The sequence below is a fragment of the Acidothermus cellulolyticus 11B genome (assembly GCF_000015025.1).
Taxonomy (GTDB): domain Bacteria; phylum Actinomycetota; class Actinomycetes; order Acidothermales; family Acidothermaceae; genus Acidothermus; species Acidothermus cellulolyticus.
The window spans coordinates 1,009,220-1,029,731 of the sequence record NC_008578.1 but is presented as its reverse complement, the minus strand read 5'-3'; the positions used below and the strand labels follow the sequence as shown (position 1 = coordinate 1,029,731).

The 20,512-nt window shown below is 68.3% G+C and carries 16 protein-coding genes; 9 read left to right on the top strand and 7 right to left on the bottom strand.

From position 1 onward, the window contains the following. Positions 1 to 34: 34 nt before the first annotated feature. From ACEL_RS04820 to ACEL_RS04810, 3 genes are all read right to left on the bottom strand, one after another. A complete protein-coding gene (locus tag ACEL_RS04820) occupies positions 35 to 925 on the bottom strand; it encodes a CPBP family intramembrane glutamic endopeptidase (RefSeq protein ID WP_011719769.1) in 891 nt (296 codons plus the stop codon). Positions 926 to 934: 9 nt separating this feature from the next. Next, on the bottom strand, positions 935 to 1,996 hold the full coding sequence (locus ACEL_RS11435) for a GGDEF domain-containing protein (RefSeq protein WP_011719768.1): 1,062 nt from the start codon (positions 1,994 to 1,996) through the stop codon (positions 935 to 937). A gap of 94 nt (positions 1,997 to 2,090) precedes the next feature. After that, positions 2,091 to 3,722, bottom strand: coding sequence for a serine/threonine-protein kinase (locus ACEL_RS04810; RefSeq protein ID WP_011719767.1), 1,632 nt, complete (start codon positions 3,720 to 3,722; stop codon positions 2,091 to 2,093). Between the two features lie 94 nt (positions 3,723 to 3,816). On the opposite strand from ACEL_RS04810, the gene ACEL_RS04805 reads away from it, so the two are divergent. The 6 genes from ACEL_RS04805 (at position 3,817) to ACEL_RS04780 (ending at position 9,591) form a co-directional block, all read left to right on the top strand. Continuing rightward, positions 3,817 to 4,902: a hypothetical protein gene (locus ACEL_RS04805; protein WP_041834957.1), complete on the top strand. Its 1,086-nt coding sequence runs from the start codon at positions 3,817 to 3,819 to the stop codon at positions 4,900 to 4,902. Beyond that, positions 4,899 to 5,855 carry an ABC transporter ATP-binding protein gene (locus ACEL_RS04800; RefSeq protein ID WP_011719765.1) on the top strand — a complete coding sequence of 319 codons (957 nt, stop codon included), beginning with the start codon at positions 4,899 to 4,901 and terminating at the stop codon, positions 5,853 to 5,855. Before ACEL_RS04805 ends, ACEL_RS04800 begins: the two co-directional genes overlap by 4 nt. A 23-nt stretch (positions 5,856 to 5,878) precedes the next feature. Continuing rightward, positions 5,879 to 6,763, top strand: a complete 885-nt coding sequence (locus ACEL_RS04795) for an ABC transporter permease (protein ID WP_011719764.1) — start codon at positions 5,879 to 5,881, stop codon at positions 6,761 to 6,763. Positions 6,764 to 6,981: 218 nt separating this feature from the next. Continuing rightward, positions 6,982 to 7,647: a lipoyl(octanoyl) transferase LipB gene (lipB, locus tag ACEL_RS04790; RefSeq protein ID WP_011719763.1), complete on the top strand. Its 666-nt coding sequence runs from the start codon at positions 6,982 to 6,984 to the stop codon at positions 7,645 to 7,647. A 159-nt stretch (positions 7,648 to 7,806) separates the two neighbouring features. Continuing rightward, positions 7,807 to 8,778 (top strand): lipoyl synthase, encoded by a 972-nt coding sequence (lipA, locus tag ACEL_RS04785; RefSeq protein ID WP_011719762.1) that lies wholly within the window; start codon positions 7,807 to 7,809, stop codon positions 8,776 to 8,778. A gap of 90 nt (positions 8,779 to 8,868) precedes the next feature. Continuing rightward, the gene (locus ACEL_RS04780) at positions 8,869 to 9,591 is read left to right on the top strand and encodes a DUF4191 domain-containing protein (RefSeq protein ID WP_011719761.1); all 723 of its coding nucleotides are present in this window, start codon (positions 8,869 to 8,871) and stop codon (positions 9,589 to 9,591) included. 53 nt (positions 9,592 to 9,644) lie between these two features. On the opposite strand, the gene ACEL_RS04775 is transcribed toward ACEL_RS04780, so the two are convergent. Further along, positions 9,645 to 10,118, bottom strand: a complete 474-nt coding sequence (locus ACEL_RS04775; protein WP_041835410.1) for an RDD family protein — start codon at positions 10,116 to 10,118, stop codon at positions 9,645 to 9,647. Between the two features lie 142 nt (positions 10,119 to 10,260). On the opposite strand from ACEL_RS04775, the gene glnA (ACEL_RS04770) reads away from it, so the two are divergent. Together glnA (ACEL_RS04770) and ACEL_RS04765 are read left to right on the top strand one after the other, a co-directional pair. Beyond that, positions 10,261 to 11,685 carry a type I glutamate--ammonia ligase gene (gene glnA, locus ACEL_RS04770; protein WP_011719759.1) on the top strand — a complete coding sequence of 475 codons (1,425 nt, stop codon included), beginning with the start codon at positions 10,261 to 10,263 and terminating at the stop codon, positions 11,683 to 11,685. A gap of 75 nt (positions 11,686 to 11,760) precedes the next feature. Further along, on the top strand, positions 11,761 to 12,861 hold the full coding sequence (locus ACEL_RS04765; RefSeq protein ID WP_202943413.1) for a phosphatase PAP2 family protein: 1,101 nt from the start codon (positions 11,761 to 11,763) through the stop codon (positions 12,859 to 12,861). Here ACEL_RS04765 and ACEL_RS04760 read toward each other — a convergent pair. Genes ACEL_RS04760 through glnA (ACEL_RS04750) form a run of 3 tightly spaced genes read right to left on the bottom strand, consistent with a single transcriptional unit; the run spans position 12,781 to position 18,471 of the window. Continuing rightward, positions 12,781 to 14,094, bottom strand: coding sequence for an MFS transporter (locus ACEL_RS04760; RefSeq protein WP_169303190.1), 1,314 nt, complete (start codon positions 14,092 to 14,094; stop codon positions 12,781 to 12,783). The two genes, ACEL_RS04765 and ACEL_RS04760, sit on opposite strands and share 81 nt — an antisense overlap. 46 nt (positions 14,095 to 14,140) lie before the next feature. Then, complete coding sequence (locus ACEL_RS04755) at positions 14,141 to 17,104, bottom strand: bifunctional [glutamine synthetase] adenylyltransferase/[glutamine synthetase]-adenylyl-L-tyrosine phosphorylase (protein WP_011719756.1); 2,964 nt, start codon at positions 17,102 to 17,104, stop codon at positions 14,141 to 14,143. A 5-nt stretch (positions 17,105 to 17,109) separates the two neighbouring features. Continuing rightward, the gene (gene glnA, locus ACEL_RS04750) at positions 17,110 to 18,471 is read right to left on the bottom strand and encodes a type I glutamate--ammonia ligase (protein WP_011719755.1); all 1,362 of its coding nucleotides are present in this window, start codon (positions 18,469 to 18,471) and stop codon (positions 17,110 to 17,112) included. A gap of 234 nt (positions 18,472 to 18,705) precedes the next feature. Between glnA (ACEL_RS04750) and ACEL_RS04745 the strand changes: the two genes are divergently transcribed. Beyond that, the gene (locus ACEL_RS04745) at positions 18,706 to 20,481 is read left to right on the top strand and encodes an NAD+ synthase (protein WP_011719754.1); all 1,776 of its coding nucleotides are present in this window, start codon (positions 18,706 to 18,708) and stop codon (positions 20,479 to 20,481) included. The last annotated feature ends 31 nt before the right edge of the window (positions 20,482 to 20,512 follow it).

Genomic DNA, 20,512 nt, shown 5'->3' with positions numbered 1-20,512 from the left:
TCGCCGCCGCATGGCGCCGAACACGCGGCACCGATCAGCGCGGCAGCCACGACACCTTGCCGGCCAGGTAAATGTAGCCGACGAAGGTAGCGGCGTCCATTAGCGCATGGGCGATTATCAGCGGCAGGGTGCGCCCGGTCCGTTGATAGACCCGGCCGAAAATGAGACCCATCGCGAAATTCCCGAGAAATCCGCCGAATCCTTGATAGAGGTGGTACGAACCGCGAAGCACCGCCGCCAGTCCGAGCGACGGCCCGTCCCGCCAGCCGAATTGCCGTAATCGGTGCAGGAGATATCCGCTGACGAGGGTTTCTTCGTAGATGCCGTTCTGCGCGGCGGATGCCAGTAACACAGGAATTCGCCACCAGTGCGGCCCGAGCGTCGTCGGTACGACGACCAGATTGATGCCGGCGGCGTGCGCCGCGATGTACAGAGCGAGCCCGGCACCGCCGACGCCGGCGGCGAGCCCGGCACCCCAACCGACGTCCCAACCGAGACGACGCCGGTCGATGCCGAGGGTGCCCAGGGATTCCCGGTTGCGGTGCAGAAAGTGGGCGACGAGAAAGACCGGGACGAGCCCGGTGGCGATGCCAAAAAGCTGGAATGCCAGGTCCAACCACGGCCGATCCGGGGTGACCGAGCCGTTGAGGACAGCATGCTGCACGGCCAATGGACGCCGCTTGGTCAGATCGTCGATCAGACTGAGCAGGGCGCCGACGCCGCTCGCACCCAGGCTGAGCGCGAAGACGAGCCAGACTTCGGCGCGCAGGACCCGTCGGGTGGCTCCCGTGGCGACGGATGGGGCCGCCGTCGCGACCGTCAGGGTCGGGTCACCGGACGCCGCCTGATGGGATCGGCCGGGGTGTGGCGGGTGGGTGACGTCCACTCGTTCATTTTTCCAGCGACTCGCGAGGCGTCGCGCCATCGCTGATCGCTACAACCGGATGACGGTGCTCACTCCGCCGGCTGACGCGATGCCGGTGGTGCCGCGCCGTTCGGCTTTCGCGGCGTACAGCGCGGCGTCCGCCCGATGCACCAGCCGATAGTCGGGCTCCCGGCCGTCCCAGGTAGCGATGCCTGCGGTGAACGTGATGTCGGGAGCGGCCGCCCGCATCCGCTCGATCACCTGTGCGGCCTGGTCCGCCGTGGTTGAGGGGAGCACGAGGAGGAATTCGTCCCCACCGGTCCGGGCGAGAAGGTCACCGGCGCGCAGCGTGGCCGCCCACGTCCGCCCGGCCCGGGCCAGCAATTGGTCCCCCGCCCGATGCCCGCGCGTGTCGTTGATCCGCTTGAGCTCATCGAGATCGCAGACGGCAATCGTGAGTGGCCGGCCGTGCCGTCCCGCTGCCGCCATCTCGGCGGCCAGCAGGAAGTCGGCGAGCCGGCGGTTCGGCAAGCCGGTCAGAGCGTCGTACCAGGCTTGCACCGAGAGCCGGTCAATCAACGTGACGATGATGAGCAGAGGTACGCCGAACGCGGCTACGGTGATGGCCCACTGCGCGCCCATCGGCGCACGCCAGTGCAGCGCCAGCGCGCCGAGGTAGGCGGCGGCGATGGCGACCAAGTAGCCGAACGCGACGCGTCTCGGCAGATAAAGGCACGCGTAGACCGCAGGAAAGGCGTAAAACAGCGCGGGAAGCACGGACTGCGGGGCGGGACCCGCCGCCCAGACCGCGACGGTGACGGCGCCGACGCCGACGCCGAGCAGCCCGTGGCGGAGTACCCGGCCCGTGTGGTGGCGGATGCCGACGAGAACGCCGGCCACCGCGAGGAGTCCGAGGCCGAGCGCCTGGTACACCCGCGGATGAGCCTCCGGCCAGTACGGAACCACCGTGACCGAGAGCGCCGCGAGCCCGCCGACGCCGAAGAGCAAGGCTCCCCAGAGCGCGGCCGCGGCACGGTCACCGCCGCCGCGGATCGGCGACGCGCCGTAATCACCGCGCTGCCGAAGAAGCGACAGCCAGGATCGAGCGCCGTCATCGGAGAACTGCTTCACCGGACGGCCTGACCTCCACCGCGCACCTCCTGCGGCCGATGCGGCCGAGGGTGCGCGCACTGCTTCCCCTTCCCTCTCGACAGGGTCCGTGCCGTCATGAGGAGCCGGTCGGCCCATTCACGGGTGCCGCCAAGTCGATGGCGTCGATCAGCCATTCGCCGTCGACGTAGCGGAGGGTGATGAGACGGGTCACCGGGCCGCGTCCCGGATTGGCCTGGCGGCCACCGCTGGTCGCCACGCCGTACGGCGGCAATTGATCGGTCACCCGGAGCACCGCGGTCGTCCGATCGGCCTGGATCACATCCACGGAGAGGACGCGAGGTGCGAACCCCTCGACGCGGGCGCCGACCGCTCGAAGACCCGCCACTGTCTCGCCATCTGCGGCCGCCAATGGAGACGTCGGTGTGTACACCGTGGCAAGCAGCGCGGGATCCCGGTTGATCAATGCATGGGCACGGCGTGCGTACAACTCGGCGACAACGCCCGGCCAATCCGGCGTACCTCGGGCGTCCGCCGGCTGACGCGCCGGGATTCCGTCGGACGGTGCCGACACCGACGGGCCCTCGGGTGAACCGCGGGCCGGATCGTGCCCCGACTCCTGCGGTGTCGCGGCCACCGCGTCGGCAGGCTCCAGCTGGGCCGGGCGTGCGGTGGCATGCCCGGTGCGGACCAGCGCCAAGGCGGCAAGCGCTGCCACCGCCAGCACGGCAATAGCGCCCACCACCACGCCTGTGCGGGTGGATGACAGACGGACGGGAGAAGACCGGCGCCTCCGATGCGCGCCGGCCAGCTTCACCGCCCAGTGTGATCGGCGGCCGGGCGACGGCGCGACGGACGCTCCGGCTGACGCCGCTTCGCCGGCCTCCTCAGGTGTCGGCGAGACGCTGCGCGACGCCGCCGTTCGGGAGACCAGCGTGATCGGCGCGGGTGTGCAGGCGGCGAGCAGTTCACGAGCGAATGTCTCGAGCCCCAGAGTGGTCGGATCGGTGGCGGCGGCCAGCTCCAGAAGTCGGCTCAGCGGCTCGGGAATGTCCCCGGCCAGCACGCCGAGGGGCGGCGATGGCTCCGGTGGCGGCGCGCCAATCAGCGCGAGCCTCAGCAGATCGAGGAAGGCGCGAACGTCGTCGGGATCTGGGCCGGCGACGCCCGGACGACGCTCTCCCCGCCTGCCGCGGCGCTGTGGCGCATCGCACCACCGCGCATGACCGAAGTCGATGAGCAGGGGCTTGCCGTCGGCGGTGAAGGCGATGTTCGCCGGACGCAGGTCGCCGTGCCGGATGCCGCGGCGGCGCAGCAAGTCGAGCGCTCGGGCAATCGGCACACCGAGGGTCACCACCTCTGCCGGGGAGAGCCGGATCCGGTTCGCCAGCAGCTCGGCCAGGGTGCCGCCCTCGGCGTACTCGGTCACGAGCACCGGGCACTGGCACGGCAGGCCGGGTGCAGGCTGCCGCCAAGGTTCCCGTTCCAGGCCGAGGAATGCGACGACGTGGTCGTGGCGGGCAGCGCGCAGGATCGCCGCTTCGTGGACAACGCGGGCTGCCGCCTCGCGGGTGGCGTGCGGTCGCTTGAGCGCAACACTCCGGTCGCCCACGGCGGTACGCGCCCGCCAGACGGCGGCGTATCGACCGATCGCGACCAGCTCGCTGACGTCGTACCCGGCCAACCGCGGCGGCAGCGCACCGACGTCGTGACTCGTTTCGTCGTTTAAGGACTCACCGAGGCGCATAGCGACAGTGCAGCTGAATCCGGCCGCCCGCGGGCGCGTTGTCCACAGCCCTTGTGCGGCGGCCGCGGCGCGGTGTGCGACGTACGCTGCGACTATGCGCCTTCCCCATCAGCTGCAGGTCTGGACGCCGGCCGCAACCGTCATCGCTGTGATCGCGGTGGTAACGACCGTCGTTCACCACCACCCGGCGACCGCCAGCCAGCTCCCACCCCGCTCGCCTACTCAGCTCGTCGCCGCCATCGACCAGCCGAGACCCGCGGACATCTCCGGCACCCTGGAGGTTCGGTCCAGCTTCAGTCTCCCCTTACCGAATTCTCCGCTGGCGCAAGGGGTTTTCGGCAAACTGCTCAACGGCACGCACCAGGTGCGGGTCTGGGCCTCGCCTGCCGGGTTCCGAGCCGAAATCCTCGATACTCTCGACGAAACCGAGGTGGTGGCGCACGCCGGAAGCCTCACCGTCTACACCTACTCGACGAACAGCTACGCCACCTTCCCACTGACTCCGCGGGGCGGCGGAGAATTCCACGGACTGCCGGACGGGCTGAACCCGCAATCCCTGGCGCGTCAGATTCTCACAGATTTCGCGACGACAACCCAGACCGCGACAAACGGGACCACCGTGGTGGCCGGACGCAGCGCGTACGTGCTGACGGTCACTCCCACCGACCCGCGCACCAGCATCGGCCGTATCGACATCGCCGTCGACGCAGCCACCCACGTCGTCCTTCGCATCGCGATATTTCCGCGGACGTCGAACAGCCCCGCGTTCGTCGTCGGGTTCCAGTCCCTCTCCTTTGCGCCGGTCCCGCCGTCCCGCTTCGTCTTCGTCCCGCCGCCGGGCGCTCATCGAGCCACCGGCGGCGGACCGGCGTCCCCGCCGAGCCTGCAGAACGCGCCGGGTGGTTCCGCGCAACCGTCGCTCCCACCGCCCGCTTCCGCGGCCCCCGGAACCGGCTCGTCAGGCTTCCGGGTGCTCGGCGGCGGCTGGTCAGCAATCGTCAGCATGCCGGCCGACAGTCCGCTCGCTGCGGCGATTCTGCGCTACGGCCAGCCGGTTCCGGGCGGCGTCCTGCTGAGCACGCCGCTCATTGCCTTCGGTGTGACCGACGACGGCCGGCTGCTGATCGGCGCGGTGACCACGGCAACCATGCGGACGGCCATTCAGACGGGCCGGCCATGAGCGACGAGTGGGCGATCCGCACGACCGGCCTGACGAAGCGTTTCGGCCGCCGGACCGTTGTCGACCGGATTGATGTGGCGGTCCCTCGCGGCGCTGTGTACGGCTTTCTTGGGCCCAATGGATCCGGCAAGACCACGACGATCCGCATGCTCCTTGGGCTTGCCGCACCGAACGCTGGAGAGATGTGGCTGCTGGGACACCGCATGCCGGCGGCTGCGCGGCAGGTTCTGCCAGAGGTCGGTGCTCTGGTGGAAGGACCGGCCTGGTATCCGTTCCTCAGCGGCACAGACAATTTGGCGCGTTTCGACGCGGCGAATCCCGCAATGAGACCACGCGATCGGCAGCGGCGGATCGCCGCGGCGCTGGACCGCGTCGGCCTCAGTCACGTGGCGAAAAAGAAAGTGCGGGCGTACTCGCTCGGTATGAAGCAGCGGCTGGGCATTGCCGCGGCTCTCCTTGCTCCCCGGCAGCTTCTCGTGCTGGACGAACCGACCAACGGCCTTGACCCGCAGGGCACTCGCGAGGTGCGCGCTCTTATCCGCTCGTTGGCCGAGGACGGCACCACGGTCTTTGTCTCGTCCCACCTGCTCAGCGAGGTCGAGCAGATCTGCACCCATGTCGGTGTGATGAGCCGGGGAAAACTCGTTGCGCAAGGAGATCTGACCGCGCTGCGGCGATTGCACCGACCCCGCCTCGTCATCGAGACGCCGGACGTCGAACGCGCGCTCCGGGTCCTCGACGACTTGGCACTCCGTGACGTCCAACGGGAACAGACGCACACCGGCTCCACCGAGCCGCGGATTTCCGCCGAGCTCGACGGTGTGTTGCCGGAGGACGTGTGTGCTGCGTTGGTGCACGCCGGAGTCCGGGTCCGCGGCTTGCGACCCGACCACGGTTCCCTCGAGGACGTCTTCGTCTCGCTGACAGGAGAAGGATTTGATGTCGACGGCTGAGTGTGTCTGCGAGGAACACCGCGATGTCCGCTGCTGATCCCTTGCTCGCCGATGCCGCCGCATCGGTGCCCCGGCGGTTGCCGGCGGGCACGGGCAGTTTCGTTTTCTTCCGCAATGAGCTGGCGACCGTGTTTCGCCGGCGCCGCACCATCACCTTGCTGGTTGTCCTCGCCGCGGTGCCTTTCCTCATCGCAGTTGCCGTGAAGCTGTCGTCCCAGCAGATTGCGCCTGGGGAAGGACCGACATTCCTGGACCGCATTACGCAGAACGGTTTGTTCGTGGGCTTGACCGCGCTGGTCGTCTGCACGCCGCTGTTTCTTCCCCTGGCGGTGGCGGTGGTCGCCGGCGACACCGTCGCCGGCGAGGCGAACCTCGGGACGCTCCGCTACCTTGCCATCGCGCCAGTGGGACGGTTACGGCTGATCGTGACGAAATTCCTCACCGCCACCGTGTTCTGCGCCGCGGTGACCGTGGTCATCACCGGGGTCGGTGCGGTCGTGGGCACGCTGTTCTTTCCCGTCGGCAGGGTCACTCTGCTCTCCGGGGCGACGATTTCCCCTGCCGCGGCCGCAGGCCGGGAATTCCTCGTCGCCGGATACGTGACGATTTCGCTCATCGGCCTGGCGGCGCTGGGGCTCTTCGTCTCGACATTGACCGACATTCCGGTAGGCGCAATGGCGGCGGTCGCGGTCGCGGCGATTGCGTCACAGATTCTGGACAGCATTCCGCAGGTCTCCTGGCTACACCCGTGGCTGTTTTCCCACTACTGGCTGGGATTCGGCGACCTCCTCCGCGATCCGATCGTCTGGACGAGCCTGCTGCACAACGCCGTCCTTCAGGCCGGCTATGTCGCGGTCTTCGGATCGCTTGCCTACGGCCGATTCGCGACAAAGGACCTTCTCTCCTAGCGCGTCACCGATCGACTCCGGCGCACAGACCCTGCCGGGCTTCGATACCCACCGCCGCGGCGACCGGCCGGCCGATTTCGGCCGACAGGACTCCCGGCCAGGCAGACCCGCCGTCCGGCTTCGGTCCGTCGGAGCGTTCGGGCCGGGCAGACCCGCGTTGGCCTGCGAGGCAGCCGATCGACGGCGGTCACATTCGGGCGGCGAGTATCGTCGGAATCGTGCTGGCATTTGAGCACCACGGCGTCGTCCCGTATGAAGAGGCGTGGGCACGGCAGCGCGAACTTCACGCCCTCCGGGTCGCGGATGAAATTCCCGATACCTGTCTTCTCCTCGAACATCCGCCGGTGTACACCGCCGGAAAGCGAACCGAGGATTTCGAACGGCCCACCGACGGAACGCCGGTCATTGCTGTGGATCGCGGCGGACGGATCACCTGGCACGGTCCCGGTCAACTCGTCGGTTACCCGATTGTCAAACTCCCGATGCCTATTGATGCGGTGGGCCACGTCCGCCGCATTGAACAGGCACTCATCGCTGTCTGCGCCGATCTCGGGGTTACTGCGGTGCGAGTCCCCGGGCGGTCCGGTGTGTGGATCACCAGTCCCGGCGCACCGGACCGGAAAATCGCCGCCATCGGCGTGCGCATCTCGCGCTGCACCACCATGCACGGCTTCGCACTGAACTGCAATCCAGACTTGAGCTGGTTTCGGCGGATCGTTCCGTGCGGATTGCCGGACGCCGAGGTGACCTCGCTCTCCGTCGAACTCGGGCGAAACGTCACGGTGGCGGAAGTCCGGCCACTCGTTGTCGCCCGCTTGACGGAATTCCTCCTTCCCGCCAGGCCGACCGACCGGGTCCCAACCCCGCAGAGCGCGGCGAACTGACCGGCGCTCGAACCGGCCACACACTTCGCCGGCACAGGGCCGGTCGTCAGGGTCCCCGTGCAATCCCGTCCGGGAAAGAAACTCTGCGCCGGTGCTCTGTCGCCCGCGTCGTGCGCCCACAGTCACGCCGGTAGGCTGGTCACCGACGAGGAGGTTCGTGTGACAGCCGTAACCCCGGACGGGCGGAAGCTCCTTCGCATCGAGGCGCGGAATGCGCAGGTGCCGATCGAACGCAAACCGGCGTGGATTCGGACGAGAGCGCGGATGGGACCGCAGTATCACGCGTTGAAGGAGCTTGTCCGCCGGGAAGGACTCCACACCGTCTGCGAAGAAGCAGGGTGCCCGAACATCTTCGAATGCTGGGAGGACCGGGAGGCCACGTTCCTCATCGGGGGTGACACGTGTTCGCGCAATTGCTCGTTCTGCCAAATCTCCAGCGGCCGTCCCCAACCGCTGGACCGCGACGAACCGCGCCGCGTCGCGGAGTCGGTGGCCCGCATGGGACTGCGGTACGCCACAGTGACCGGGGTCACCCGTGACGATCTGGACGACGAGGGCGCGTGGCTTTATGCGCAGACCGTCCGGGAAATTCACCACGCGGTGCCCGGATGCGGTGTCGAACTCCTCACCCCGGATTTCCACGGCAGACCTGAGCTCCTCGACGAAGTCTTCAGCGCACGGCCGGAGGTCTTCGCCCACAACATCGAAACGGTGCCGCGAATCTTCAAGTCGATTCGACCGGGCTTCCGATATGAGCGCTCCCTCGACGTGCTCCGCGCGGCGCACGACGCCGGCCTTGTCACCAAGTCCAACCTCATCCTCGGGCTGGGCGAGACCCGGCAGGAGATCCGTGCGGCTCTGGCCGACCTCCGGTCCGCGGGTTGCGACCTGGTGACGATCACGCAGTATCTGCGCCCGTCGATCCGCCACCATCCGGTCGTGCGGTGGGTCGAGCCGGCCGAGTTCGAGGAATTGGCTGCGGAGGCCCGCGAACTCGGCTTCGCGGGCGTCATGTCTGGGCCGCTGGTCCGCTCCTCCTACCGAGCCGGCCGGCTGTACCGGGCGGCCATCGCCAGCCGGACGGATCGCCGCACCGACGGCGCCACCACCCAGGCACCGCAGACGCCGTAATCCGAAACCGCCTATTCTGAACGGCGCATCCATCGACCGTGCACTGAGCAGCACCGACTGAGCAGTACCGATTGAGCAGACCGAGGGACCATGGCCCGCAGCACTCCTCCCACCCGGCCGAACCGGGCTGCCGCCGACAAGGGCGACACCCAGACGAAGCGCGGTCAGCAGCTTCGGGTGGCTTTCCGGATCACCCGGGAGCACGACCCCCGGCTCATCCCGGCGATGGTCATCGGTGGTCTCGTCGCGTTGGTGGTCTTTGTGGGGGTGGGTTTCGCCCTCGGCGACCTCATCGTTTTCTCGATCTTCGGAGTGCTGGGCGGCGTGCTGACGGCATTCATCGTCTTCGGCCGCCGCGCACAGGCTGCGTTCTACGCCCAGATCGAGGGCCAGCCGGGAGCTGCGCCGGCAGTGATCTCGACGATGCGGGGCGATTGGCGGGTCACCCCGACCGTTGCAGGAACCCGTGCGATGGACGTCGTCCACCGGGTCGTCGGCAAGCCCGGCGTCATCCTCATCGGCGAAGGTGACCCGGACCGGCTCGCGCCGCTCATCGCCGACCAGCAGAAGCGGATTCAGCGGGTGGCGTCCGGCACACCGGTCGAAGTGATCCTCATTGGCAATGGACCGAAACAGGTGCCGTTGCGCAAACTCCAGGCCCGGCTCAACCGGCTCCCCCGCCGGTTCAAGGGCCGCACGGTCGATCAGATCGAAGCGCGGCTGCGGGCCCTCGGCACGCTGGCGAACATGATGCCGAAGGGGCCGCTGCCGAAGGGCGCCCGGCTGCCGCAAGGGTTCAAACTGCCGCGCTGAATCATCCGGCGCCCGCCGGATTCCCCAGCCCGAGCGTGATCGTCGCGCACCGGTCAGAGCCGGACGACAACGCACCCGGCGGCACGGTCGTGCAGCCCCCGGTAATCGGTGTCGTAGATCGCGGCCGGGACGACGCAGAGCAGCAAGACCGTACGGACCAGCACCCACCGGAACGGCAGCCGCGAGCCGTCGAGCCGCCGTACCCCGATGCCCATCAGCCGCATGCCGAAGGTGGTGCCGAGGGCGGTGAGGAGGAGGACGTACTCGAGGGCAAAGACGGCGAGGGTGAGGATCGGGCGGTCGCCAGGGGCGAGCAGCCGATGCCCGGTGAAGAGCGCGACGACCAGCAGACAGGCCAGCCAATCGATCAGGAGTGCGACGATCCGGCGGCCGAGACCAGGCACCGACATGGGCCCTGCCGGCGGCAGGCCCAGGCGTTCGCCGGGGTACCCGGATGATCCGTCGCGGCGTTCCGCCGCGTCGACGCGCGGACCGTCAAGCCAGGAGCCTTGCGTTGCCCGTCGCATGCTGGCCACGATAGCTTTCTCGGGGACGCCGACTCCGGCCCGGCACGTAACCTCCGCGAAACACGCGGGACACGGCCGAGAAACCGCCGTCCGCTAGGGTCGAGCCGATCCGCGCCCGCAACCGCATTTGAGGAGGATGTGCATGTTCCGTAACGCCGACGAAGTCCTGGCGTTCATCCGTGACAATGACGTGAAATCGGTGGACGTCCGGTTCTGTGACTTACCGGGCATCATGCAACATTTCACCGTACCGGCTGAGTCATTCGATGAGAGTGTGTTCACCGACGGCCTTGCCTTCGACGGCTCGTCGATTCGCGGCTTTCAAGCCATTCACGAATCCGACATGCAGCTGCTGCCGGATCCGACGACCGCGTTCATCGACCCGTTCCGCACCGAAAAAACGCTGGCGATGAATTTCTTCATCCACGATCCCCTGACGGGCGAGGCCTACAGCCGGGACCCGCGCAATGTCGCCCGGAAAGCGGAGGCGTACCTGGTCAGCACGGGTATCGCGGACACCGCGTACTTCGGCCCTGAAGCGGAGTTTTACATCTTTGACGAGGTGCGCTTCGAAACCTCAGCGCACCAGAGTTACTACCACATCGACTCGGTCGCGGGCGCGTGGAACACCGGTCGCATTGAGGACAACGGCAACCGCGGATACAAGGTGCGGTACAAGGGCGGCTACTTCCCGGTTCCGCCGACCGACCACTTCGCCGACCTGCGAGCCGAAATGGCGCGGGAACTCATCCGGGCCGGAATCCTCGTCGAAAAGCAGCACCACGAAGTCGGCACGGCTGGTCAGGCGGAAATCAACTACAAGTTCAACACGCTGCTCCGGGCCGCAGACGACATGCAGCTTTTCAAGTACATCGTGAAGAACGTCGCCTGGCGCGCCGGCAAGACCGTCACCTTCATGCCGAAGCCGATTTTCGGCGACAACGGATCCGGCATGCACACCCACCAATCGCTGTGGAAGGACGGGTCACCGCTCTTCTATGACGAACTGGGATACGCCGGCCTTTCGGACACCGCCCGCTACTACATCGGCGGCCTGCTCCGGCACGCGCCGTCCCTGCTGGCTTTCACCAACCCAACGGTGAACAGCTACCACCGCCTGGTCCCGGGCTTCGAAGCGCCGGTCAACCTCGTGTACAGCCAGCGCAACCGCTCGGCATGCATCCGCATCCCCATCACCGGGACGAATCCGAAGGCCAAGCGGCTGGAATTCCGCGTGCCGGACCCGTCGTGCAATCCGTACTTGGCGTTCGCCGCAATGTTGATGGCCGGTCTCGACGGCATCAAGAACAAGATTGAGCCGCCGGAGCCGATCGACAAGGACCTCTACGAGCTGCCGCCCGAGGAGCACGCCGCTGTCCCGCAGGTCCCCGGGTCGCTGCCTGAGGTCCTTGCCGCTCTGGAAGCCGACCACGACTATCTCCTCGAGGGCGGCGTCTTCACCCCGGACCTCATCGCGACCTGGCTGGAGTACAAGCGAACCAAGGAAGTCGACTCGATCCGCCTGCGGCCGCATCCACACGAATTCGAGCTCTACTTCGACGTGTGAGCCGCCGGCACGCCCCGGTGGCCGGGAGAGCGCGGACGACGACCCGCCTCCGATCGTCGCCGGGGGAAGCCGCCCGTGATCGCGACGATCCGAGCCGGTGATCGCGACTATCCGAACGGTGACGGGAAGGGACGGTCGGGACCGTCCCTTCCCGTCTTTGACGCCCATCTGACAAGATTGCAGACCGTGGAGCACGTTCGGGAGACGCCCGCCGACCTCTCCTCGATCACCATGCCCCAACCGAGCCTCCGTGGCCGGCTCATCGCCCTATGGATCGGGGTCCGACAAATCCCGGCCGGCGTACGCAACCGGCTGCGAACCCGCCGACGTCCCCGGTTGTGGCAGGAGCTTGCCTTCGTTGTCGCGAGCTATGTCGTCTATTCGCTCATTCGCGACGCCGTACCCAACCACATCACCCCCGCGCTCCAGCACGCGCGCACCATCCTCGGTGCAGAGCGGGCGCTGCACATCGACGTCGAGCAGACGGTCAACCACTTCGTCGCCGCTACGCGCATCCACTCCTGGCATTGGCTCGCGGAAATCTGCAACTACTACTACGCGACCATGCATTTCATCGCCGTCATCGGGGTTCTGATCTGGTTGTATGTCCGCCGCCCGCTGCATTACCGTGCTGCGCGCACCGTACTGTACGCCGCAAATGCCCTTGCCGCCGCGGTGTTCTGGCTCTACCCACTTGCGCCCCCGCGGTTGATGCCCTCGGAGCGCTTTGTTGACACGCTCGCGGTTTTTCACACCTGGGGGTCGTACGATTCGGGCGGTGTTGCAAAGATTTCCAACCAGTTCGCCGCAATGCCGAGCCTGCACATCGCATGGTCGTTGTGGGTAGGCCTGACACTCATCGGCCTGACCCGTCGCTGGTGGGTCAAGGCGCTTGGGGCTGCTTATCCGCTCGCCACCCTCTTCGTCATCATCGGCACCGCCAATCACTTCATCCTGGACGCCGTCGGCGGAGTCGTCGTGCTGGCGATCGGTTTCGCCGTCCAGCGGGCGCTCTCCGGCCGGCCCGCCTACGAACGGCTCATCGACGTGACCGGGGAATCCGGTCGCACCGTCCCGCTGGTCGCGGCGTCCGCCTCAGTCGCGCCGCTCCGCGACGGCGAGCCGCTCCCAGACCGCACCGAACGCATCGTCCGGCCAGAAATACCAAAGCACTGACACCAGCAGCAGGCCGGCCACCCCGGCCCACGCCACGCCGGCGGCCGCTCCCTGGGCGTCACCGACGAGACCCCACACCGCGAATCCGAGGCCTTGCGTCAGGCAGATCGACGAGCTCGCCAGCCCGTTGGCCCGGCCGCGGAGCGCTGAATCGGTGATGACGTTGTACGCCGCAATGCTCGTCACCACGAAACACTGCGTCACCCCGGAGGCCAGCCAGATGAGCGCGGTCAACCACACCGGCGGGGCGAACGCGGTCAGGGTGAGGAGCGCCGCGCCGATGACCGGCATCCGCAGCAGCCAGCGGCCCTGCTGGTGCGGCGGCAGCCGGACGTACCACCAGGCCCCAAGGGCGACGCCGCACGGTTGCGCCGCACTCAGCAGGCCGGCGGCCAGCGCGCCATGCCCTTGCTGCCGGACATAGGCGACGGCAAGCCCTTCCGGGGCGATGAGAAACAGCAAGGCGCAGGCACAGGCGAGCACCAGGTAGCGACGAGCCGGATCGGCGACGACCTGGCGCAGGTCCGGGCCGAGATTCCGCAGCAGCCGACCGAGGGCCAGCCCGCGTACCGGAGCCGGTGCGGGACGTTTGCGCACATGCGTCAGGATCAGCAGAAATGAGGCGACGAATGTGGCGGCGTCAACGGCGAGCGCACCGCGTGGGGTGATGGCCGCGACGATAATCCCGCCGAGCGCAAAACCGAAGACCTGGTCGACTTGCTGCAAAATCCGGCCGGTCGCGACGGCACGCACGTACAGCGGACTTCCCTCAAAAATATCGGGAATCGTCGAACTTCTCGCCGTCACGAACGGCGGCGAACAGAAACTGGCGAGCAAGACGACGGCGAGCAGAACAGCGATCGGTATGCGGGAGTCGAACGTCATCGCCAGCAAGAGCAGCGTAAGCACCGCACGCGCCAGGTCACAGAACAGCAGCACGCTGCGCCGCGGATAGCGGTCGACGAGCGGCGCCAGCAAGACGCTACCGATCACCCACGGGACGTACGTGACGGCGTAGGAGACCGCAGCGAGAAAGGCGCTGTTGGACCGGGTGTACACCAGGTAGGCGACGGCCAGCCCGGAAATCTGATCGCCGCACTCGCTCGTCACCTGCGCGAGGCAGATGCCGCGATATTCGCGGTTCGCGAAGACACGACCGACCGGACGCCGGGCCTCGGCGGCGACCGCCCCGCCGGCTTCGGGCGCAGCGTCTCGCGCTTCGTCGACACTCACAACCGCGGCTCGCATTCCCCCGCCGGCCTAACCGCGGACGTGCCCGTCAGCCGTAGAAGACCCGTTCAACGACAGCTCGCGCGCGCCTGGTTATCCGTCGGTAAGCATCGAGGAAATCACCGGACTGCCAGGCAGCGTAACCGACGAGCCGGGCAACGCCCACCAGATCCCGTAAAACCGGGGAAATCGTGTCGGTAGGCCGCCCTCGGACCAGGACCAGGGCATTGCGGACCTTGCTCACCAACCGCCACGCCTCGACCAGGATCTCGGCATCCGCGCGGTCCAAGAGCCCCGCGTCAGCAGCGGCGTGCAGGGCCTCGAGCGTGGACGTCGTCCGCAGGCTCCCGACGTGACCCGCGTGCTGCAGCTGCAGGAGTTGCGCGGTCCATTCGATGTCGGCCAGCCCGCCGCGGCCCAGCTTGGTGTGCAGCGCCGGGTCGGCATTCCGTGGCAGCCGCTCCCGTTCGACGCGCGCCTTGATGCGACGAATTTCCCGGAGGTCGGCCGGCCCAAGCCCTTGCTCCGGCCATCGCAGCGGATCGATGGCGGCGACGAAGCGACGGCCGAGCTCGGCGTCCCCGGCGACCGGCCGCGCTTTCAGCAGAGCCTGCGCCTCCCAAATCTCCGACCAGCGCGCGTAATACGTGAGGTAGGAGTCAAGGCTGCGAGTCAGTGGACCTTGGCGACCCTCGGGCCGCAGGTCGGCGTCCACCTCCACCGCGGGCTCGGGGGCTGGTTGGGCGAGCAAGCGCCGAAGCTCGTTGGCCAGCTCATAGGCAGCCGCCGCCGCGACCGCATCCTCGACGCCGGGGAGCGGCTCGTGCACGAAGAGCACGTCGGCGTCGCTGCCGTAGCCCTGCTCCCGGCCGCCAAGGCGGCCCATGCCGATCACGGCCAGCCGGACGTGTCCGGCGGCTCGCGGTACCGCCCGAGCCACCACGTCCAGGACGGCGTCCAGAACCGCTTCCGTGACGTCCGTCAGGGCGTGCCCGACGGCGACAACGTCGAGGAGTCCGAGGAGGTCCGCGCAGGCGATCCGGAACAGTTCGCGGCGACGCAGGCCGCGCGCCACCTCAACCGCCGTCGCCGGATCCTCGTGCCGACGGACGGCGGCAAGGAATTCGGCCCGCAACTCCGCCGCCGGCCGAGGGCGCAGCTGGTACGGCCCCTCCCCCGGGGTGTCCGCGAGCATGGCGACGGATTCCGGTGCCCGGGTGAGCAGGTCGACGGCGTACCGGCTGGACGCGAGGATGTGCGCGAGATGCTGCGCCGCCGCTCCTTCGTCGCGCAGAAAACGCAGGTACCAGGGGGTGTCGCCGAGTGCATCGGAGAGCTGCCGGAACGCCAACAGGCCGGCGTCCGGATCGGGTGCATCGGCGAACCAGCCGAGCATGACCGGGAGCAGGGTGCGTTGGATCGCCGCCCGCCGGCTCACGCCTGCAGTCAGCGCTTCGATGTGCCGGAGCGCCGCCTGCGGATCCGCATAACCCAGGGCGGCAAGGCGGCGGACCGCGGCCTCCGGGGTCAGCCGCGCCTCGTCACCCGGCAGCCGGGCCACCGCGCTCAACAGCGGCCGGTAGAAGAGCTTCTCGTGCAACCGGCGGACCAGGTGCACGCACCGCTCGTGCTCGGCACGCAGTTCCCGGACGGGATCCCGGCGGAGTCCGATCGATCGGCCCAATCGGCGCAGGTCGGCGTCGTCGGTCGGCAGTTCGTGGGTGCGGCGCAGCCGGAGAAGCTGGAGGCGGTGTTCGAGGCTGCGCAGGAACCGGTACGCCGCGTCGAGGTCTCGGGCGTCGGCACGACCGACGTAGCCGCCGGCGGCCAACGCGGCCAGCGCGGACAGGGTGTGCGGGCTGCGCACCGTGACGTCGGTGCGCCCGTGCACCAGCTGGAGGAGTTGGACGGCGAACTCCACGTCCCGCAGGCCGCCGCGGCCAAGCTTGAGTTCACGGTCGGCCAGCGTCTCCGGCAGAGTCTCCTCGACCCGGCGGCGCATCGCCTGCACGTCCTCGACGAAGTGCTCACGATCCGCCGCCCGCCAGACCAGTGGGTACACCATCTCGGCGTACGCCTGGCCGAGCTCGAGATCACCGGCGACCGGCCGGGCCTTGAGCAGAGCCTGAAATTCCCAGGTCTTGGCCCACCGTTCGTAGTAGGCCCGGTAGCTGGCGAGGGTGCGGACCAGCGGGCCGTTCTTTCCCTCCGGACGGAGCGCGGCGTCGACCTGCCAGATCGGTGCACAGATCCGGATGACCGCGGTGGCGAGCCGGGTCGCCGCGCGCAAGGCCGTCTCGTCGTCGGCAGGGGGCACGGGTTCGGCAACGAAGACGACGTCAATGTCGCTCACGTAGTTGAGCTCCCGGCCGCCGCACTTGCCCATCCCGATGATCGCAAGCCGGCAGGAGGCGGCGGGGTCTGCGACGGCGCGGTGCGCGAGCGTTAACGCGACGTCGAGGGTGGCACCGGCTAGATCGGCGAGTTCCGCGCCGACCTGGACGACGTCGGCCTCGCCGACGAGGTCGCGGGCAGCGATGGACAACAGCGCGTCCCGGTAGGCGGCGTGGAGCGCTTGTTCGGCGGGCGTGCCGCTGCGGTCGCCGACTGCGACGGCAAGCATGGCCCGCCAGCCGTACCAGGTGGGCGAGCGATCCGCCGAGACGGCGAGCTGTGCCCAGCTGCCCGGATGAGCGACCAGGTGGTCTCCGAGAGCCGCACTCGCCCCAAGGACGGCGAAGAGCCGCCGGCGCAGGGCGGCATCCGCGGTCAGCGCGGCGTCGAGCCCTCCGAGCACGTGGCTGCGTTGGGCGGACTCACGCAGCCGCAGGAGGGCAATGAGCGCAAGGTCGGGGTCCGCCGCCGACGCGAGTTCGCCCAGAAGCTCGTCTGTTACCGGGAATCCACCGGCAGCGAGTTCCCCAAGCAGGGCGGAACCGCGGTCGGGATCGGCGAAGCCGAGCCGGGCCAGCGTCCCGGCAGTGGTCGCCAGCCGCTCCAGCTCCTCGGTCACCGCCGTTACAACACCCGGAGGTATCGGTCACGTTCGTATTCGGTGACCTGGCGTCGGTAATCCGCCCACTCCTCGCGCTTGTTGCGCAAGAAGAAATCGAACACGTGTTCACCGAGAATGTTGGCCACCAGCTCGGAGTTCTCCATGGCCCGGATCGCTTCATCGAGAGACGCCGGAAGCGGGGCGATGCCCATCGCCCGTCGCTCCGCCTCGGTCAAGGCCCAGACGTCGTCCTCGGCTCCTTCGGGTAGTTCGTAGCCGTTCTCAATGCCGGCGAGCCCGGCGCCGAGCAGCACGGCGAAGGCGAGGTACGGGTTGCACGCGCTGTCCACCGAGCGGACTTCGATCCGGGTGGAATTCCCCTTGCGGGGCTTATACATGGGCACGCGGACCAATGCGGAGCGGTTGTTGTGCCCCCAGCAGATGTAGCTCGGTGCTTCGCCGCCCGCGCCGGCGGTCCGGGTTGCCCCGCCCCAGAGCCGCTTGTAGCTGTTCACCCACTGATTGGTAATGGCCGTGAATTCCGGTGCGTGCCGGAGAATTCCGGCGATGAACGCCCGGGCCGTCTTCGACAGCTGATACGGGGCGCCCGGTTCGTAGAAGGCATTGCGGTCGCCCTCAAAGAGGGAAAGGTGCGTGTGCATGCCCGAGCCGGGATATTCGGTGAACGGCTTCGGCATGAAGGACGCAAAGACGCCTTGCTCAAGAGCCACCTGCTTGACCACTTGCCGGGTGGTGAGAATGTTGTCCGCCGTGGTCAACGCGTCGGCGTACCGCAAATCGATTTCTTGTTGACCGGGAGCCGCCTCGTGATGGCTGAATTCCACCGAAATGCCCATGGCCTCCAGCAGCGTGATGACCTGGCGGCGAAAGTCATGTCCCGGGCCGTGCGCCGTCTGGTCAAAATAGCCGGACGCATCGATGGGAACCGGCATCTCGCCGGGACCAGGTTGGCGTTCGAAGAGGAAGAATTCGATTTCCGGGTGGGTGTAGAACGTGAACCCCATCTCCGCCGCGCGGGCCAGCGTGCGCTTGAGGACGAACCGCGGATCCGCCCAGCTGGGCGATCCGTCCGGCATGAGGATGTCGCAGAACATCCGCGCAGTCCCGGGCGCTTCCGACCGCCACGGCAGAATCTGGAATGTCGACGGGTCCGGCCGGGCGAGCATGTCGGACTCATACACCCGGGCAAAGCCCTCGATGGCCGAGCCGTCGAATCCAATCCCTTCCGCGAACGCACCCTCCAATTCGGCGGGCGCCACCGCGACCGACTTCAAAAATCCCAGAACGTCAGTGAACCACAACCGGACGAACCGGATATCCCGTTCCTCCAAGGTGCGGAGCACGAATTCCGTCTGCTTGTCCATGGTGACCATCCTGCCCGATCCACACGCCCATCGCCCTCATCCTCCCCGCCGCACGTTACGGCGCGGTTACGCCACCGCGATGCCCGCGCGCTGCCGTTCTCCGTCCGGGCATCCGTAGGTCTCGGTCCGGGCCCGCGTTCTCCGTGCGGGGCCGCCGGCTCCGTTCCGGCATCCGCCGTTCCCCGGTCGGCGACATCCGCCAGCTCCCGGGGGCTAGGTCCGTAGGCTCATAACGTGCCGCAGCTTCGCCTCGCCCTCGCTCAGGTCGACCCCGTGGTCGGCGACATCGCCGGGAATCTCGAGCTCGTGGTGGCCTGGACCAAGCACGCCGCGAGCCGATCCGCACACCTTGTCGCCTTCCCCGAGATGATGCTCACCGGCTATCCGGTCGAGGACCTGGCCCTCCGTCCGTCGTTCGTCGCCGCCTCCCGGCGGGCCGTCGTCGAACTCGCCGAACGCTTGGCACGCGAGGGACTCGGCAACATCGGCGTGATCGTCGGATATCTCGACGCCGCGCCGGATGACCGTCCGCGTCCCGGCGGCCGCGGCCTGCCGACGGATTCTGCGGCATTTCTCATCGGCGGCCGGGTCGTCGCCCGGTACGACAAGCACCACCTGCCGAACTACGGGGTCTTCGACGAGTACCGCTACTTCAGCCGCGGCGAGCGGCTGGTCGTCGTCCGCCACCTTGGCGTGGACATCGCGATGACGATCTGCGAGGACCTCTGGCAGGACGGCGGTCCACTCACCGCGGCCTGGGCCGCCGGCGTGGGGCTGGTCGTGACCATCAACGGGTCGCCGTACGAGCGGGGGAAACCCGACGCCCGGCTCCGGCTCGCCCAGCGCCGCGCCGCCGAGGTGCGCGCCCCGATTGCCTACGTCAACATGGTCGGCGGTCAGGACGAACTGGTCTTCGACGGTGATTCGTTCGTCGTGGACGCCGATGGCACGCCGCTGGTCCGCGCCCCGCAGTTCGACGAAGGCCTCGCCGTCATCGACCTCAGCCTGCAACCGGGAACCAGCCGCCGGCGGGGCAGTGTCGACGTCCGGGACGGCTCGCGGATGACCATCGAACGGGTCGACCTCAAGACACCAAGCCTGCCCGACTACCCGCCCGCGCCGACCGGGCTGGCCGCCCGGCTGGCACCGGAAGCCGAGGTGTACGCCGCGCTCGTCACCGGGACGCGCGACTACATCCGCAAGAACCGGTTCCGGTCGGTTCTCGTCGGCCTCTCCGGCGGGATCGACTCGGCGCTCGTCACCACCATCGCCGTCGACGCCATCGGCGCGGAGGCGGTGCACACGGTCGCGATGCCGAGCCGCTGGTCCAGTGACCATTCGCTCGCGGATGCGGAAGAACTGGCCCGGCGGCAAGGCACCCGGCACACCGTCATCCCGATCACCGACATGGTGGACGCCTTTGAACGCCACCTCGACCTGCACGGACTCGCCGCCGAGAACCTGCAGGCGCGGGTCCGGGGCACGATCCTGATGAGCCTGTCCAATGAGCACGGGCATCTGGTCCTGACGACCGGGAACAAAAGTGAACTCGCGACCGGCTACTCGACGTTGTACGGCGATTCAGCCGGCGGATTCGCGCCGCTGAAGGATGTGCCGAAGACCCTCGTCTGGGAGCTGGCCCGCTGGCGGAATGCGCAGGCCGAACGGTCCGGAGCGGTGCCGCCGATTCCGCAGCGGTGCATCGACAAACCGCCGTCCGCCGAACTGCGGCCCGGCCAGCTCGACACGGACAGCCTCCCGCCGTACCCCGAACTGGACGCCGTCCTCCGCCTCTACGTGGAGCACGACGCAAGCCGAGACGACATCGTCGCCGCTGGACATGACCCATTCCTCGTCGATCGCGTGATCCGCCTGGTCGACAACGCCGAGTACAAACGGCGGCAGTACCCACCCGGGCCGAAGATCACTACCCGCAATTTCGGCCGCGACCGCCGGCTACCGATCACGAACCGGTGGGTCGAGGCGGGGCAGCTCGCCCACCCCGGATGAGCAGAGGCCGGGCAGCTCGCCCACCCCGGAT

Excerpts from the sequence above, each read along its gene's own strand:
- ACEL_RS04820 (WP_011719769.1), bottom strand. The coding sequence starts at position 925 with ATGGCGCGACGCCTCGCGAGTCGCTGGAAAAATGAACGAGTGGACGTC.
- ACEL_RS04810 (WP_011719767.1), bottom strand. The coding sequence starts at position 3,722 with ATGCGCCTCGGTGAGTCCTTAAACGACGAAACGAGTCACGACGTCGGT.
- ACEL_RS04805 (WP_041834957.1), top strand. The coding sequence starts at position 3,817 with ATGCGCCTTCCCCATCAGCTGCAGGTCTGGACGCCGGCCGCAACCGTC.
- ACEL_RS04800 (WP_011719765.1), top strand. The coding sequence starts at position 4,899 with ATGAGCGACGAGTGGGCGATCCGCACGACCGGCCTGACGAAGCGTTTC.
- ACEL_RS04795 (WP_011719764.1), top strand. The coding sequence starts at position 5,879 with ATGTCCGCTGCTGATCCCTTGCTCGCCGATGCCGCCGCATCGGTGCCC.
- ACEL_RS04780 (WP_011719761.1), top strand. The coding sequence starts at position 8,869 with ATGGCCCGCAGCACTCCTCCCACCCGGCCGAACCGGGCTGCCGCCGAC.
- ACEL_RS04775 (WP_041835410.1), bottom strand. The coding sequence starts at position 10,118 with ATGCGACGGGCAACGCAAGGCTCCTGGCTTGACGGTCCGCGCGTCGAC.
- glnA (WP_011719759.1), top strand. The coding sequence starts at position 10,261 with ATGTTCCGTAACGCCGACGAAGTCCTGGCGTTCATCCGTGACAATGAC.
- glnA (WP_011719755.1), bottom strand. The coding sequence starts at position 18,471 with ATGGACAAGCAGACGGAATTCGTGCTCCGCACCTTGGAGGAACGGGAT.